This is a genomic window from Pseudomonas sp. NFACC08-1 (genome assembly GCF_900106735.1).
In the GTDB taxonomy this organism is placed as follows: domain Bacteria; phylum Pseudomonadota; class Gammaproteobacteria; order Pseudomonadales; family Pseudomonadaceae; genus Aquipseudomonas; species Aquipseudomonas fluorescens_Q.
Genome location: NZ_FNNL01000005.1, coordinates 1 through 16,885, shown reverse-complemented (window position 1 = coordinate 16,885; position 16,885 = coordinate 1). Strand labels below are relative to the sequence as shown.

12 protein-coding genes and 1 pseudogene are annotated in these 16,885 nt (G+C 57.0%); all 13 read right to left on the bottom strand.

What is annotated here, in order from left to right; all coding sequences use genetic code 11:
* Positions 1-4: 4 nt before the first annotated feature.
* On the bottom strand, positions 5-1,165 hold the full coding sequence (gene pseC, locus BLU76_RS12000; RefSeq protein WP_092222839.1) for a UDP-4-amino-4,6-dideoxy-N-acetyl-beta-L-altrosamine transaminase: 1,161 nt from the start codon (positions 1,163-1,165) through the stop codon (positions 5-7).
* Positions 1,162-2,161 (bottom strand): annotated as a pseudogene (gene pseB, locus BLU76_RS11995) (UDP-N-acetylglucosamine 4,6-dehydratase (inverting)). Before pseB ends, pseC begins: the two are co-directional and overlap by 4 nt.
* A gap of 30 nt (positions 2,162-2,191) precedes the next feature.
* Positions 2,192-5,119 carry a TIGR00180 family glycosyltransferase gene (locus BLU76_RS11990; protein ID WP_092222835.1) on the bottom strand — a complete coding sequence of 976 codons (2,928 nt, stop codon included), beginning with the start codon at positions 5,117-5,119 and terminating at the stop codon, positions 2,192-2,194.
* 44 nt (positions 5,120-5,163) lie between these two features.
* On the bottom strand, positions 5,164-5,892 hold the full coding sequence (locus BLU76_RS11985) for a cephalosporin hydroxylase family protein (protein ID WP_092222832.1): 729 nt from the start codon (positions 5,890-5,892) through the stop codon (positions 5,164-5,166).
* Positions 5,893-5,918: 26 nt separating this feature from the next.
* Positions 5,919-6,584: a DapH/DapD/GlmU-related protein gene (locus BLU76_RS11980; RefSeq protein WP_092222830.1), complete on the bottom strand. Its 666-nt coding sequence runs from the start codon at positions 6,582-6,584 to the stop codon at positions 5,919-5,921.
* Positions 6,581-7,702 carry a DegT/DnrJ/EryC1/StrS family aminotransferase gene (locus BLU76_RS11975; protein ID WP_092222828.1) on the bottom strand — a complete coding sequence of 374 codons (1,122 nt, stop codon included), beginning with the start codon at positions 7,700-7,702 and terminating at the stop codon, positions 6,581-6,583. The genes BLU76_RS11980 and BLU76_RS11975 overlap by 4 nt, the downstream gene beginning before the upstream one ends.
* Positions 7,699-8,925 (bottom strand): class I SAM-dependent methyltransferase, encoded by a 1,227-nt coding sequence (locus BLU76_RS11970; protein WP_092222826.1) that lies wholly within the window; start codon positions 8,923-8,925, stop codon positions 7,699-7,701. Before BLU76_RS11970 ends, BLU76_RS11975 begins: the two co-directional genes overlap by 4 nt.
* Positions 8,922-9,482 carry a dTDP-4-dehydrorhamnose 3,5-epimerase family protein gene (locus BLU76_RS11965; RefSeq protein ID WP_092222824.1) on the bottom strand — a complete coding sequence of 187 codons (561 nt, stop codon included), beginning with the start codon at positions 9,480-9,482 and terminating at the stop codon, positions 8,922-8,924. The genes BLU76_RS11970 and BLU76_RS11965 overlap by 4 nt, the downstream gene beginning before the upstream one ends.
* The gene (gene rfbG / locus BLU76_RS11960; RefSeq protein ID WP_092222823.1) at positions 9,479-10,561 is read right to left on the bottom strand and encodes a CDP-glucose 4,6-dehydratase; all 1,083 of its coding nucleotides are present in this window, start codon (positions 10,559-10,561) and stop codon (positions 9,479-9,481) included. Before rfbG ends, BLU76_RS11965 begins: the two co-directional genes overlap by 4 nt.
* Positions 10,543-11,316: a glucose-1-phosphate cytidylyltransferase gene (gene rfbF / locus BLU76_RS11955; RefSeq protein ID WP_092222821.1), complete on the bottom strand. Its 774-nt coding sequence runs from the start codon at positions 11,314-11,316 to the stop codon at positions 10,543-10,545. Before rfbF ends, rfbG begins: the two co-directional genes overlap by 19 nt.
* Positions 11,317-11,530: 214 nt before the next feature.
* Entirely contained in the window at positions 11,531-12,841 is a 1,311-nt protein-coding gene (locus tag BLU76_RS11950) for an HlyD family type I secretion periplasmic adaptor subunit (protein ID WP_092144997.1), read from the bottom strand.
* Positions 12,841-14,580, bottom strand: coding sequence for a type I secretion system permease/ATPase (locus BLU76_RS11945; protein ID WP_092222819.1), 1,740 nt, complete (start codon positions 14,578-14,580; stop codon positions 12,841-12,843). The genes BLU76_RS11950 and BLU76_RS11945 overlap by 1 nt, the downstream gene beginning before the upstream one ends.
* Before the next feature lie 271 nt (positions 14,581-14,851).
* On the bottom strand, positions 14,852-16,885 hold a 2,034-nt coding region (locus tag BLU76_RS11940), incomplete at its 5' end, for a calcium-binding protein (RefSeq protein ID WP_092222818.1).

Genomic DNA, 16,885 nt, shown 5'->3' with positions numbered 1-16,885 from the left:
CTCGTTACTCCTCAAGCAATCGGCGCAGTTGCTCGACCACATAGTCCTGCTGTTCATCACTGAGGGAAGGAAACATGGGCAAGCTGATGGCTTCGCTGTAATAACGTTCGGCCTGGGGAAAATCACCTGTGGCGAATCCCAGGTCACGGTAATACGGTTGCAAATGAACCGGAACGTAATGCAGGTTTACGCCAATCCCGGCCGCACGCAAGCCCTCGAACACCTGAAGATGGTTGAGGGTAATGGCATCGAGTTGCAAGCGCACCACATACAAATGCCAGGCCGACTCCGCGTCAGGCTGTAAGCCGGGCAAGGTCAATGGCAAACCGCCCAGCAAACGATGGTATCGCGCTGCCAGCTCACGGCGCCGTGCGATAAACCCATCCAGCTTGTTCAACTGCGAGAGCCCCAGCGCGGCCTGCAGGTCTGTCATGCGGTAATTGAAACCCAACTCGACTTGCTGGTAATACCACGGTCCATGGCTGGGCTCGGTCATTTGTCCGGCGTCGCGGGTCATTCCGTGGCTGCGCAGGCGTTGCAGGCGCTGTGCCAGGTCCGGGCGATTGGTCAGGACCATGCCGCCTTCGGCGCTGGTGATGATTTTCACCGGGTGGAAACTGAACACGGTCATGTCCGCGAACTCGCCGCAGCCCACCGGCCGGCCCGCATAAGACGCCCCCACGGCATGGGAAGCATCCTCTATCACTGTAAAGCCGTATCGCTCGGATAGCTGACCGATTCTGCGCATGTCACAGCTTTGTCCCGAGAACGCCACCGCCACCAGCACCTTGGGCAGCCTCCCATCGCGCTCGGCCTCTTCAAGTTTTGTGGCAAGGGCAGCGGCATCGAGATTCCAGGTCGGTGGATCTATATCAACAAAATCGACCTGCGCACCGCAGTAACGCCCGCAGTTGGCCGAGGCCAAGAAGGTGTTGGGGGTGGTCCATAAACGATCACCTGGCCCAAGCCCCGCCGCCACGCAGGCAATGTGCAGCGCAGCGGTCGCATTGCACACCGCCACGGCGTGAGCGGCCTGGCAACGCAAGGCCATGGCCTGCTCGAAACGCTCAAGAGTCGGCCCCTGGGTCAGCCAATCGGAGTGCAATACCGCGATCACTGCATCGATATCAGCCTGATCGAGACTTTGCCGCCCGTAGGGGATCATGTCGGCAACCGGGCATGAAGGTCGGCAATCTGATCCACCGACAAAAAGTGCGGATTGGTGTCGGAGCGATATTCGAAGTCCTCCGCCACAGGCTTGCCGCGCTCACCCAGGTTGTCCTGTGCGAAATCCACATCCACGCTGGTGAAACGAATCGACGGCTGGATAGTGTAGTGATCGGCAAACTCGATGGTCATGCGCATCATCGAGCGGCACCATCAGCTCATGGAGTTTTTCGCCAGGACGAATACCGACGTTCTGGTGAGGTAAATGCCCAGCCATGCCCAACGCCAGATCGACGATACGAATCGACGGAATCTTCGGCACGAATACTTCACCGCCGTGCATGCGGGCAAAGCTGTCGAGCACAAATTGCACGCCGTGATCAAGGGTGATCCAGAAGCGGGTCATGCGCTCATCGGTAATCGGTAGCTGCGTGGCGCCTTCTGCAATAAGCTTGCTGAAAAATGGCACCACCGAGCCTCGTGAGCCGGCGACGTTACCGTAACGCACCACGGCGAAACGGGTCTGCTGTTCACCGGCGATATTGTTGGCCGCCACGAACAGTTTATCCGACAGCAACTTGGTCGCGCCGTATAGATTGATCGGGCTGGCCGCTTTGTCGGTGGACAGCGCAACGACCTTTTTCACACCATTGTCGATGGCTGAGGCAATAATGTTCTCGGCGCCATTGACGTTGGTGCGTATGCATTCGGTGGGGTTGTATTCCGCTGCTGGCACTTGCTTGAGGGCCGCCGCATGCACCACGTAGTCAATCCCGCGTATGGCCTGACGCAAACGGTCAGCGTCACGTACGTCCCCCAAAAAATAACGCATGCAAGGGGCGTTGAACGTCTGCTGCATTTCGTATTGCTTGAGCTCATCGCGGGAAAATACCACCACGCGCTTGGGCTGGTATTGCTCCAGCAACCGGCGGATGAAATTGCGCCCGAACGAACCGGTGCCACCGGAAATAAAAATCGATTTACCGTTGAACATGCTTTGAATCCTTTTGCCTGACAGCCAGGCCTATGCCAACAACCGCGCCCAGTCCACCGCCGTGGCGGTGCCCAGCGCGAAGCCCGTACCGGTCAAGGCCAGGTTGGGGTTACGGGCCGCGTCGTGTTCGAAGCGCGCCTGCCATTTGTCCTGAAGAGCGTCGGCAGCCTGTGGCGCTTCGGCGAGTGTGCCGGGGTGCAGCATCTGGGCCTGAGGGGTCCAGACGGTGAGATAACCCGCATCGGCCGCTTTGAGGCACAGGTCGATATCGGCAAACGCTTCAGCGAAGTGCTCCTCGTCCAGGCCGCCCACGGCTTCGAACAAGTCCTTGCGGATCATCAGGCAAACGCCCGACACCGCCGAATAGTTCTGCTCCACCTGATGGCCGTTGAGGTAGCCCTTGGCGTCCTTGCGCTCGCCGACAAACACCGAGGCCACCTGACCATCGGGCTTGAGCACCAGACCGGCCTGAGTGGTGATACCGCGAATGTCCATCTGTTTGCTGCCAACGATCCCCACTTCAGGCCGCTGGGCCTGGTTGAGCAAACTGTCGAGCCAGTTGGCATTGACCACTTGCGACTGGGCCGACAGCATCACCAGATAATCCCCTTTGGCCTCGGTACTGGCCCAGTTGTACAACGCCGAAGTGCTCAGACGTCGGTCGCTGCGCAGAATGCGAATCCGCTCGCCCTTGCCTTCCAGACTGTCCAACCACTGGGCCAGTTCCACGGATTGGCTGTGGTTGTCCGCGATCACTATTTCATGACGATGGTAGCGCGTACGTTGCAGCACGCTGACCAACGCCTGTTGGATGTACTCGAAGTTGTCGCGACTCTCGAGAATGATCGACACCAGAGGCCGCTCGGCGTGCTGGTAATCGATCTGATAGCTCAGCGGTTGGGCCGAAGTGACCTGAGCGCGATAGCCCCTGGCAGCCAAGTGACGAGTCAGCACCTGACGCTCTTGAGGGTTTTCCTCCTGCGATGGCGCATTGCAGATCAACAACGGTTCGGCCAAATGCGCCAGACCGGCCAGCCCTTCGTCTTCGATCAGACGCAACAGCAGGTCAAGCTCCAAGGCTTGGGTGTATTGCGCGGTAAAGCCACCGGTCTGGGTCAGCACCTCACGGCGAATCAGCCAGTGTCGCGCCATCAACGACGGCACCGACTGCAACAGATCAAGGTTGACCCCCGGACGGAATACGTCAGTGAGACTGCCATCAGCCTTGCGCTGGATTTCATCCATGGCCACGGCGCGCACACCTTCGGCACCGATCAGTTCGAGGCTGGCGCGCAGCAGCCCGCTCGGAGTGAACTGGTCACCGGCCTCGGCCAGCAGCAGCCAGTCGGCGGCAGATTGCCCGATGATCTGGTTGATGAAGTCGATGTAATTGGTCGTGCTGACTTTGACGAAATGCACGGTGTCACGCGCCGTGGTTGTAGCCGGTAGGTCACCGGTGGTGAACACCACTATGTTGAACGCTTTGCAATAGCTGTTGACCAGGCTGTCGAAGGTGGCCTGCAACTTGAACATGTCAGCGTCCAGATCCAGCAGCAGGATGCCGAACCGCGGCCCGCCCTGATGCTCGGCCAAATGGGCAGCGATCGACTTGAGTTGTTGCGCATCGGGGTTACGCGCTTCGAGCCAGTTCAACAGGCGACCAGAAGGCAAGTTTTTTAACAGTTCGTCGCCTGCTTGTCCCGGCAACGAATCCAGTCGCTCGGCCCAGACCTGCAACTTGAGCCCCTCTTGGTATTCCTCGGTGCCCTGAAGCGACTCGGCCAGACGTTTGACCACCGAGCGATTGAATACGTTTAGGCCTAGTGCCTCCCACAGGCGAGCCCGGATAGTGCGTTCGTTGTCGTTGGGATGGACGCGCATCAACTCATGCTGGCGCACCAAAATGCCTTCCAGTTCCTGAAGCTGCAGGCGGCCAGCCGGCATCGCATGCAACATGAACTCTAAATCCTGAAGCAGATCGAAGAACGGCTTGTTATAAAACGGAAGCTCTAGGTACTGATTGGGTCGAAACTGGCGTAGCGGCTCTTGGAAAGCATTACGCCAATAGGAATTAACAATAACCTCAAGCGTCAATGACCGACGTCCCAGCAAGCCATCTCTCATGGCCGTAAAGCTGTCGAGTGCAGTTTGTCGGCGCTGTGCCGCGTTCCCTTCGACACCGATGGGTAAAGAAGCAAGAAACTCAGCGAACTGTTCACGCTCCTGCACAGATTTTGCGTCGCTATTTGCAAGCACAGTCAACACGTTAGTACTGTGCTCTGAATAGCCGTAATTGACTTCACGCAATGAATAGGGGATGGGCAGCAAGCGAGCTTTAGCACGCCCCAACAAATAATAAGCATGACCGATTTCTTGCCATTCAAAACGAGTTCCATCCGGTAGTACCTTATACCAATCACGTAGCAGATCGGTTCGAGTAACCGCGTAGAACGGTGGCAAAAACTGCCCCAAATAACTTTGCACTCGCTCAGCAGCACTGGGTGAGCAATAATCCTCGCAAACAATCTTATCCCGACGGTAAAAATCAACCGAAGTAGCATGTGCCAAGTACATCATGCCATAACCATGACACAGCCCGTAATCGCTATTCGCCTTAAGAAACTCAAGGGATTGGGTAATACCGTCAAATAAAATGAAATCGTCGTCAGCGGCAAAAACCATAAACTCAGTGGTGACTCGGCTTACCCCATAGACGAGTTTTGACTGAATACCCCAATAGCCAAATTGAGGAAGATGCTGATAATCAATATTCGGGTAGAGTCTGGCAAGTTCAACACACGCCTCATCCGACGAGTCGAGCACCATAATCGAGCAGGGATACGCGCTGTAATAATGCAATGCCCTACGCAGGAAAGCAGGTCGATTGTGGGTCATCAATACGATGGTAAACCGCTCTTCTGATGAAAGCCTTTGTCCCGAACCATTACTGCCTAGCATAAATCCTCCCCACAACCGACCAAACCAACGCTGATGATTTTAACTTAACTAATCCGACGCAGATAGCCATCGGGAGCAACTGTAATTAGCAACTTGCTTTGAATTTTTTCGTCAACTTCGAAATCGTGATTTTCCTGAAGGTAAGCCCACACCGCAGTTTTAGGATTGTTGCCTTTACTCCACGGACGATCTGGAAAGGAGTCAGCAGGCATATCTTCCACTACCGTATCCATCACTACACAATAACCGCCTACCGACACCAATGGTGCATAAAGACGCAGTTCGGCCAGTACATGTTCGTGTGTATGGTTTGAATCAAGGACCACCAATACTTTCTTACCGGCTACCCGTGCGCGGACCTGATCAACAATGGCCTCGTCGATACTGGAGCCTTGGATCATATGGATACGACGCTTCATCGGATGTGCTTCGATCGCCTCACGATTGTGTTGACGAATATCGACATCAATCCCAATCACCTCCCCCTTTCCGATCAACTCAAGCAGTGAAGCGTAATACACAATTGAACCGCCGTGGGCAATGCCGGTTTCGATGATGACATCCGGCTGCAAGGACCAGATGATTTCTTGCATGGCAATCATGTCCTGAGGGAACTGGATAATCGGACGGCCCATCCAGCTAAAGTTGTAGGTGTATTTGTGTTTGGCGGTATCGCATACCCAAGCCAAAGATGCGGCTTGCACGGCTTCGTCGTGTTTCAAACCTTCAATATTTGAAGCCACTTCTTCGCGAAACTGTTCCTGAGGATTCATTTTAAACTCTCCAAAAAACGCTAGGATCACTTGAGAACTTGGGCATCCTGATAAGGAACATCCTGAATTCTTAGAATTTTTCCGGGATTACCTACAACAACCGCGTAATCCGGGACATCTTTATTAATAACCGCACCCGCACCAATTGTTGCCCAGCGGCCGATGCGAACGCGAGGCAGAATACTTGCATTAGTTCCAACAAAAGAACCGTCGCCAATTTCACAACAACCGGAAACACTGACCCCGTGAGCAATAAATACCGAATTTCCGATACGGCTCTCATGACCGATCAGCGTGCCCATGTGAATGCTGCTATTATTTCCAATTGAAACCTCGGCCTGCACCATCACTCCATCTTGCAGGTAGTTACCCAAACCTATTTCGGTCATCGTCAGATCAATATTGGGGTGCAGGAAGTTACCTAGGGTTGCACCAGCCTCTACCAGCCGACACGTAGTTTCATAACGCGTGACAGTGTTACCGGTTATCAAATTGACGAAACGCACATCATCACCCTTGAGTTCACCCACTCGATCCAGACCTCCCACAACGGGAACACCATAAAATAAAGTGCCCTGCTTGGCCGGATCGTTATCTAGAAACGCGAACTCCAAGTTTGGCGTAGCGCGCCGCACTGCTTGGATCATACGAATCGACTCGGGATTAGCCGCACCCAACAAATAAACTTTCATAATTTTTCCTTATGCTCAAGAACCGCTCGCACAACATCAATGACCCTGTGCTGATCGGCATAGGTCATGTCGTGATAGCTCGGCAAATTAATCGCACGCCCCGGCAGCGAATTGGAAACTGGCGTGTCGACCGTCTTACCACAGAACATCGGCAACGAGGAGAGCGGCCAAAAGAACACTCGGGCATCAATGTTTTCGGCCTGGAATGCGCCAATTAGATGCTCCCGATCAATACCAGTGGACTCGTCGAAAACCACAGTAGGCATCCAATAGCCGTTACGGGAATGCGCCGGTTCAGGATTCATGTACAGGCCCGGCAAACAAGTCAATGCTTGGGCATAAACATCAAATATCACGCGCTTGCGCTGAATGAGCTCCTCTATCCGCTCGACCTGGGCACAACCCACCGCCGCTTGCAAATTGCTCATTTTATATTTATAGCCAATAAAATCCGGCCAGAATTGTCGGACGCTACCAGCAACACGACCATGGTTGGACAGGGTAAGAACTCGCTCATACAATCCCTTATCCGAAGTAACGAAAATCCCCCCCTCGCCGGTAGTCATGGTCTTTGTGCCATGAAAAGAAAACGCACCAAATGCTCCCAAGGATCCCGCAGCTTTACCACGCCATTGCGAACCAATCGCCTCAGCAGCATCTTCGATTACCGGTATGCCGTGCTCGCGGCCGATTGCCAGCAGAGCATCCATGTCACATAGGTTGCCGTAAAGGTGCACCGCCAGAATTGCTTTAGTTCGCGAAGTAATTGCACGTCGGACCTGTTCCGGGTCCAGGCACCAACTATCTGGCAGTACGTCAACGAACACCGGCGTGGCGTTCAGGTAAGTTATGGGGGCCGCGGACGCGATCCAATTGGTATTGGCGAGGATTACCTCATCACCGATGCCAATATCCAGGGCCGCCATACCCATGTGCAACGCCCCGGTACAACTGGAGGTTGCGATGGCATAAGTCACTCCAAGGTGCTCAGCAAAACCGCGCTCGAAACGGTTCAGGTACTCGTAGCAACGCTCCCCCCAACCGTTCTTCACTGCGTCAAGTGCGTACCGCGCTTCCAGTTCGCCGATGCTCGGTTTGGTGTAATGAATTCTGCTCATTGAATACTCAACTCCGGGACCGCCACAACGAACTGTGCGCCCCAACTGTTAATCGAGGCAAACTGACCTGTGATCTCTGCCAGTAGGTTCCAAGGCAGTACCAACACGTAATCAGGTTCCTCCTGAGCGATACGCTCCGGCGAGACGATAGGAATCCGGCTACCTGGCAGGTATTTACCCTGCTTGTGCGGATTAGCGTCCGCCACCCAGGCTAAAAGATCGGATTTGACCCCGGCATAGTTGAGCAACGTATTGCCTTTGGCGGCCGCGCCATAACCGACCACATGCTTGCCATCAGCCTTGGCCTGCAACAGGAAACGCAGCAAACCATGCTTGATGGCCTCGGCGGCCGGCGCCAGGGTGGCGTAATATGCGGAAGTTTTCACACCGGCATCAAGCTCAGCCTGCAGTTGCTGTTGCACCGTGGCCTGCACCGGACGACGCACGCCATCGGTACGCTGGACGAACACCCGCAACGAACCGCCGTGGGTCGACAGTTGGCTGACATCGAAAACTTCCAGCCCGTTGCGCTCGCACAGTGTTTGCACGGCCGTCAGCGACAGGTAGGAAAAATGTTCGTGATACAGGGTGTCGAACTGCTGCCCGGCCATTAGCGTGAGCAATTGCGGAAACTCAAACGTCGCTACGCCCGTAGGCTTCAGCAGCGTGGCGAAACCGGCGAGGAAATCATTGATGTCAGGCACATGGGCGAGCACGTTATTGGCCGCCATCAAGTCGGCTGCCCAACCCTCCCCCATGAGTTGCGACGCGGTATCGCGGCCAAAGAATAGCTCGCGAATTTCCAGGCCTTTTTCACGGGCAGCCTTGGCGGTGCTGCGAGTTGGCTCGACACCCAGGCACGCAATCCCGCGCTTGGCCACGTACTGCAACAGGTAACCGTCGTTGGCGGCAATCTCCACCACGCGGCTGTTCGGGGTCAAATCGAAGCGTTCGACCATCTCGGCCACATAGCGCTCGGCATGGGCCAGCCAGGTACTGGAGAACGAACTGAAATAGGCATACTCGGCGTCGAACAAACTGTCGGCGCGGGTGTAATCCTCGGTCTGTACCAGCCAGCACTGCTGACATACAGCAACCTTGAGCGGGACCCACTGCTCGGCCTGCTCCAGTTGGTCGGCCCGCACGTATGCATTGGACGGCGGCGACGTGCCAAGGTCAATCAGTGGCAACACCAGGGCAGTCCCGCAACCTCGGCAATTCATACACGCACTCCAGCGAAACGCTCATCGAGCAAGGGATGACTGCTGTCCCGGGTCGACAGATTATTGACAGGCAGCGGCCAGGCAATCGCCAGCCGCGGATCACTCACCGACAGGCCGCCCTCGTGCTCCGGGGCGTAATCGGCGCTGTGCAGATAAAGCAGCTCGGCATCGTCGGTCAGGGTCTGGAACCCATGGGCGAACCCAGCCGGGATCAACAGGCTGCGGCCATCACCGGCCTTCAGGTGCTCGGCGTGCCAATGCAGGAAAGTCTCGGAGTCGGGACGCAAATCCACAGCCACATCCCAGACTTCGCCACGCAGACAGGTAATCAGCTTGGCTTCCGGTTGTGCCGCGTTCTGATAGTGCAACCCACGCACGCTACCGCGCTCATGGGTACAAGAATGATTGATCTGACGGATATGGAATGGCTGGCCGAACGCGCTCAGGCTGCCTTCGCAGAACAGCCGGGCGAAATGCCCGCGCTGGTCTTCGAAGCGCTTGTGCTGGACGGTGAACAAACCGGCCAACGGTAATGCCTTCATTGAAAACTCGCTCACAACGTGCCTCGGTACAGGTTCAACTGCCCCAGCGTGACTTGGCGCATGTCGTCGCCGTTCTGCCAGGCAAGGTGCCAATCGAGGGTCTGGGCCAGGCATTGCTGCAGCGACCAGCGCGGCTGCCAGCCCAGCAATTGCCGGGCGCGGCTGCTGTCCAGGCGCAGCAGGCCGGCTTCATGCAGATCACTCGGCTCGATGCGCAGGCCCGGCGCTTGCGGCCAGCGCTCGGCCAGCAACTGGACGACGTCACCGACACTGCACATATCCGCTTCGCCGGGGCCAAAGTTCCAGGCGCCGGCAAATTCCGGCCCCTGCTCATGAAGGCCTGCGGCCAACTGTAAATAACCGGCCAGCGGTTCCAGGGCGTGCTGCCACGGGCGTACGGCTTGTGGATAACGCAGCGTCACCGGCTCGTCCGCCGACCAGGCCTTGAGCACGTCCGGAATCAGGCGCTCAGGGGCAAAATCACCGCCGCCCAATACGTTGCCAGCCCGCGCCGTGGCCAAGGCCAGGCCGTGCTCAGCGAATCGCTCGGCCGAAAAGAACGACGCGGCATAAGACTGCGCCAGCAATTCGCAGCAGGCCTTGCTGCTGCTGTAGGGGTCGTGGCCGCCCAAGGGTTCATTTTCGCGATAGGGCCACAGCCACTCCTGGTTGGCGTAGACCTTATCTGTGGTCACCAATACGCAGGCGCGCACGCCGCCAACCTGACGGATTGCTTCGAGCAGGTTCAGGGTGCCCATGACATTGCTGGAATAGGTCCCCAACGGGTCGCGATAACCCTCGCGTACCAGCGGCTGGGCCGCCAGGTGCAGGACGATCTGAGGCTGCACGTCGGCAAGCACTTCCAGCAAGGCGCCAAGGTCGCGCAAATCAGCGCGCCGATCATCGATGCCCTCGCCGACCCGGGCCAGTTCGAACAGGTTCGGTTGAGTGGTCGGGTCCAGGGAAAAACCACTGACCTGTGCGCCCAGGCTCTGCAGCCACAGCGTCAACCAGCTGCCTTTGAAACCGGTGTGACCGGTAACCAGCACCCGCTTGCCGCGCCAGAACTCGGGGCTCAGTCCCACTGCTTCCATGGGGCCTCCCCGCTTTGCCACAGGGCTTCGAGGTGATTTTTATCCCGCAGGGTGTCCATCGGCTGCCAAAAGCCATCGTGCTGGAACGCCATCAACTGGCCTTGCGCGGCAAGGCCGTCCAGAGGACCGGATTCCCATGAAGTTGCATCGTTTTCGATCAACGGCAACACCTTGGGCGACAATACGAAGAAACCGCCGTTAATCCAGCCACCATCCCCCCGTGGTTTTTCGGTGAAACCCAATACTTGGTCGTTATCCCTGTCCAGAGCCCCGTAACGGCCTGGCGGTTGGACGGCCGTCACCGTGGCCAGCTTGCCGTGCGAAAAGTGAAATTCCACCAGCGCGCCAATATTGAGATCCGACACGCCGTCGCCATAGGTAAAACAGAACGCTTCTTCATTTTCCAGATAACGCGCCGCCCGACGCAGCCGGCCGCCGGTCATGGTGTCTTCACCAGTGTCGATCAGGGTCACGCGCCACGGCTCGCTGTAGTTCTGGTGAACGTCCATGCGGTTGTTGCACATGTCGAAAGTGACGTCGGAGGTGTGCAGAAAGTAGTTGGCGAAAAAATCCTTGATGGCGTAGCCCTTGTAACCCAGGCAAATGACGAAGTCGTGGATTCCATGGGCGGAATACTGCTTCATGATGTGCCAAAGAATTGGCTTGCCACCGATCTCGATCATCGGCTTGGGCTTGAGGTGCGACTCCTCGCTGATCCGTGTGCCGAGACCACCTGCCAAGATAACTGCCTTCATCGTCTCCCCTCTTGTCCATCACCGGGCTCAGCCAAGCGTTGTTTCGCTCTGCTGGCGCGGGGATTACACCTTCAATGCCGATCCGGGCGCTGCGATGGTCCGCGAGCGCTCGTTTTATGGCGATATGAGGGGGGCTTGCAGGAAACGCGCCAGCAAATCCTGATATCGAAAGCTCTAGCGTTCATAACCTCGCCAAGCCATTCAACGTTAAAAACTAGCCCTCTCTGAATGCTCGCTGGGCATGGTCGCTGATTGGTTTGAGCAAGTAAGACATGACGTTTCTGGAGCCGGTCTGGATCATCGACTCAACCGGCATTCCCGGCACCAGGGCTAGCCCTTGCAGCTTCGCCAATTCGCTTTGAGGAATTTTGATACCCGCCCGATAGAACCCCGCCCCTGTGCGCTCATCCTGAATCAGATCTGCTGACAGTCGCACCACGGTGCCGGTCAGTTCGGGCGTGGTGCTGCGGTTGAACGCGCTCAAGCGCAAGGTCGCGGATTGCCCGACCGTTAGCTGGTCAATGTCTTGGGCACTGATTTTCGCCTCCACCAGCAGTTCATCGTCGGCGGGTACGATCTGCATGAGCCCCTCGGCCGGTGAGATGACGCCACCGATTGTGTGGACGGCCAATTGCTGCACGCGTCCGGCAATAGGCGAGGTGATGTCGATGCGTTTGAGCTGATCGCTGGCAGTGATTTCCCGCTCGATCAATTCGCCCTGACGGGCCAGCAAATCTCTCAGTTCCTGGGACACTTCACTGCGGAAAGTCTGGTCAACCTGGAGTCGTTGCAACTCGGTTTCGGCGATCTTGCCCCGAGCCTCGGCAATGGACGCCATCAACTGTCCCCTCTCTCCGCGCAAGCGGGCAATACCTCGAGCCAGGGCATTGACCCGATCGAGAGTCATCATGCCTTTGTCGAACAGTTTCTTGACGGCCTGGTATTCGCTATCGATCAGTTCGATTTCTTCCAGCTTGGTTTTCTGCTGGATGTCGTGACCGGCAATGGTTTCGTTGAGTTGCTGGACACGCTCGCGCAGTTGCTTCTTCTGGCCTTCGCGGGAAGCGCGCCGGTCAAGAAACAGTTGCTGCTCTATAGCCATGACCGACTCGGCCTCCTCCAGGCTCATGCGGGACAGCAACTCCGTTGGTACCACTACCTCGCTGGCATCGTCCCGCTCGGCCTCCAGGCGAGCCAGACGCGCCCAAGCCTGGTTCAAGGATTTACTGACAATGGCCTGGCTGGCGGCGGGCAATGTGGCATCGAGGCGCAACAGCACGTCCCCTGCCGCGACTGTCTGCCCTTCCTTGATCAGTAATTCGGCCACCACACCTCCGGTAGGATGCTGAATCGTCTTGACGCTGCCCTCCACGGCCACTACCCCCGAGGCAATGACTGCACCAGACAGGTTGGTCAACATCGCCCAAGTCAGGCTTCCACCGAGCAGCAGCACCAATGACACCGCCCCCCAACGCAGATGACGGGATAAAGAATCGGTCAGATTGGCTTCTTGATCGGCCTGCATCAGTTGGGCACTCCCAATTCCACGACATTGTTGGCGGGCCTGGGAGCTGGTGCAGGCGGCCTTTTAAGGACGACATCCTTGGGACCGAAAGCTGCCTGCATGCCGTTTTCGAGAATCAGCACATGGTCAATCACCGACAAGATACTGGTGCGATGGGCAATCACCACCACGATTGCACCACGAGCCTTGAGCGCCAGGATGGCTTTGGCCAGCGCCTGTTCGCCTTCGGCATCGAGGTTTGAATTTGGCTCGTCCAGCACCACCAGGAACGGATCACCGAATAAAGCCCTGGCCAGTGCCACCCGTTGTCGCTGACCGGCCGAGAGGTTGACCCCGCCCTCGCCTACTTGGGTTTCATAGCCTCGGGGCAACTGCAGGATCAGCTCATGAACCCCGGCCAATTGCGCAGCGCTGACAATCGCGCTGTCCGGTGCCGAAGGGTCTAGGCGGGCGATGTTCTGGGCGACGGTTCCGGTAAACAGCCCAACGCTTTGCGGCAGATAACCGATCAACTTGCCTCGAGCCTGTTCGGTCAGCAGATCCAGCGGCGCGCCATCGAGCCGGACATGCCCCCGCGCCGGGGCCCAGGCGTTGACTAGGACCCGCGCCAATGACGACTTGCCCGATGCGCTCGGCCCCACCACCCCCACAGCAGTGCCCGCGGCGACCAGGAAGTTGATATTTTGCAAGGTCAGGCGCTGCGCGCCGGGTGGCGCTGCGAAAACACTTTCGACCTGCAAGTTGCGATGGGCCGCAGGAAGCTCGGTCTTGCTCTGGGCATCCGGGAACAGCGAGAACACTTCCACTAGTTTCTTCCAGGCGATCTGGGCACCCAACAGGCTGCGCCACGAGGCAATGACCTGCTCCGCCGGTGCCAGCGTCCGCGCCACAATAATCGAGGCCGCGATCATCGTGCCGCCGCTCAAGTCGCCTTGGATCACCAGCCATGCACCCAAGGCCAGGGCGGCCGACTGAACGACCTGGCGCAGGGTTTTGGAAATGCCACCGTAAAAGCCACCAATGTCGATCGAGCGTCGTTGCAGGGTAATGAAGGTGCTGTGATTCTTCTGCCAGATAGTCGACGTGTTGACCAACATGCCCATGGCCATCAGCGCTTCGGCGTTCTGGTGAGCTTGCTGGCCCAGGTGATTGCGCTTGTTCAACGCATCGGCCGACGCCTGCATCAATTTGCGGGTCTGCCGGTCAGTGAGTACGGTCAGCGCTATGAGGATAATCATCAAGGCGACGGTTAAAAGACCAAAGAGCGGGTGAATGTAAAAGCAGACCGCGAGGTAAACCGGCATCCACGGCAAATCGAAAAATGCCACAAGTCCCGGACCACCAATAAAACTGCGGATCTGATCCAGCTCCTGGGCCGGTTTCAAAGCGTCTCCGGTAATCGGCGTTTTCAGCGAAGCACCGGCAATCACGTTGAAGACTCTCGAAGACAGCGTCAGATCCAGCGAGGAAGCAATTCGCACCATGACTCGGGATCGAATGATATCCAGCAGGCCCGAAAGCGCATAAACCCCCAGCGCCAGCAGCCCCAGGGCGACCAGGGTCGGGACGCTCTGGCTGGGAATGACCCGGTCGTAGACTTCCAGCATGAACACCGGGCCAATCAGCGCCAGGATATTGATCACCCCGGAAAACAGCGCGGCGCCTATCAGCCCCCGGCGCAATGCCGATTTCAATGGAGGCGCAACAACAGGCGCACTGACAGCGTTAGGGGTTTTCAACTGTTATCCATCCCTTGGTTTTTCATGACATCCATGTCACCAGTCAATACTGACTTGATGACAGAGGTCGTAAGGAAACTTGACGCTCTTCGAGCGCTTTGCGCTGGGCTGCAAGTTCCGCACCAGACAGTCCGTTTACGGCTGGACTCGCCTGCGTAAGATTGCGCCCATGCTGCGCGGGCAAATAAAAAACGCCTCTGGGTCTTATTGACCCAGAGGCGTTTTTGTAGCCCTGTCCTATATCAAGCACCCCGGGCAAGGGGGAACGCTGTTATGCGGGGATCGTAAAGACATCTCCATTAGAGGTATGGAACTGCTCGATGGTGTTGAAGCCCGCGTACCAATCCTGCAGCTTCACGCCCATGTCCGAAAGCGGTTGGCCTGAATGGTAGCTCGAGGTATTGAAGATATAGGCGTCATTGCCACTGCGCACGGTCGTTATCGTGTCCATCGACTCCATTCCGTTCAGCAACACCCGATCAAACCCTCCTGTACCGTCATCCTTGATCGTGACCTGGCCGTAGGTATCGATGACGTAGGTATCGTCATCCTGACCTCCATTAACGAACCCCTGACCACCTTCGGCGACAGTTAAAGTGTCATCGCCGGCCCCGCCCAACAAGCGGAAACCATCCCCTCTGCCCAACAAAATATCGTTGCCTGCCCCACCATCAGCAGTGCCGCTGAACACGGCAATGCCGTCGTTGCCTGCCTCTCCATAGGCCACTGCTCCGGTGTCCAGGTTGGCCGTGGTAAGCGCATCGTTGCCGAGGCCGCCATAGAGCTGATCGGCCTGGGCTACGTTGGCAGGGCCACCGGGAAGCATCGGGCCTGTAGCAGTGTACAAGCCGCCATAGATGTAATCGGCGCCATCGCCCCCGTAGATGGTGTCATTGCCCAGCCCACCCTCCAACCAGTTAGCCAGGCTGTCTCCTGTCATCGAATCATTGAACTGGCTGCCCATGACCCGCTCGATGTTAGTCAGCACATCACCCTGGGCGTCGCCGCCCTGGTGAATACCCGTCTGAAGGTTGATATCCACAGCGGCAGCACTGTTGATATACCAGGCTTGATCCACACCATCGCGACCATCAATGACGTCGGCGCCCGCACCACCAATAAAAATGTCGGCTTTAGCAGAGCCCAATAGCGTGTCATCGAAATCGGAGCCCTGATAGATCTCAATCGCGGTAAACGTATCACCTGCCGCATCACCGGCATTCACATTGGTTGTCAGGTCGATGGTCACCGCGCTGGAGGACTGTTCATAGCTGGCCAGATCAGTTCCCAACGCGCCATCCACGCCCATCGCTTGCGAACCGCCGATGAAGGTGTCGTTAAAACCCGACCCACGCAGCGTTTCAATCTCTTGATAGGTATCGCCTGCTGCAATACCGGAATGGACGCCTGTGGTCATATTAAGGGTAACCGCTACCCGGCTATCGCCATAGCTGGCGACATCCACGCCTGCTCCACCAATGAGTTGATCTGCACCAGCAGCGCCGAACAGTACGTCGTTGCCGCCACCACCGATGATGATGTTATCGCCGGTGTTGCCGTACCCTGTGAATGCCACCGTGCCAGTGTGAGTCATCTTCTCAATGAACGGGTCCATGGTGAAGATGGCCTGATTAGTAAATACTTCGTCGAAGCCGCCATCGGCCAGCTCGACCGTCTTGTTCCCGCTGGTGTTGACAATGTAGACGTCGTCACCGAGCCCTCCCTCCAGTGTTACAGCCCCCCAGGCACTGGTGAACGTGTCATTGAACACCGTACCAATAACTTTTTCGATACCTTCCAGCGTGTCGCCCTCGGCATCACCGCCAATCCCAGGCAAGCCTTTATAGACGCGAATATCGACATTGATCGCTTCGGCCGAGGTCGAATAATCCACCGTGTCTATTCCCAGACCACCATCGAAGCCAATCGCCAGACCGTCAGCTACAAAGGTGTCGTTGTAACTTGAGCCACGAATCACTTCGATGTCGGTAAAGGTATCGCCGGTAGCGATACCAGAGTGAACCCCCGTCTTGAGGTTGATATTCACCGCCACCTTGCTGTCGGTATAACCGGCGACGTCCAACCCTTCGCCGCCGAAGAGCTGATCGGCGCCGTCACCGCCGAACAGCACGTCGTTACCTGCGCCGCCGATGATGATGTTATCGGTGACACTGCCATAAGCAGTGAAAGCCGTCGTGCCGGTGTAGGTCAATTTTTCGATGTACGGGTTCAGGGTGAAGGTGGCCTGATTAGTGCGCACTTCGTCGTAGCCGCCGTCAGCCAACTCGATCGTCTTATTGCCGCT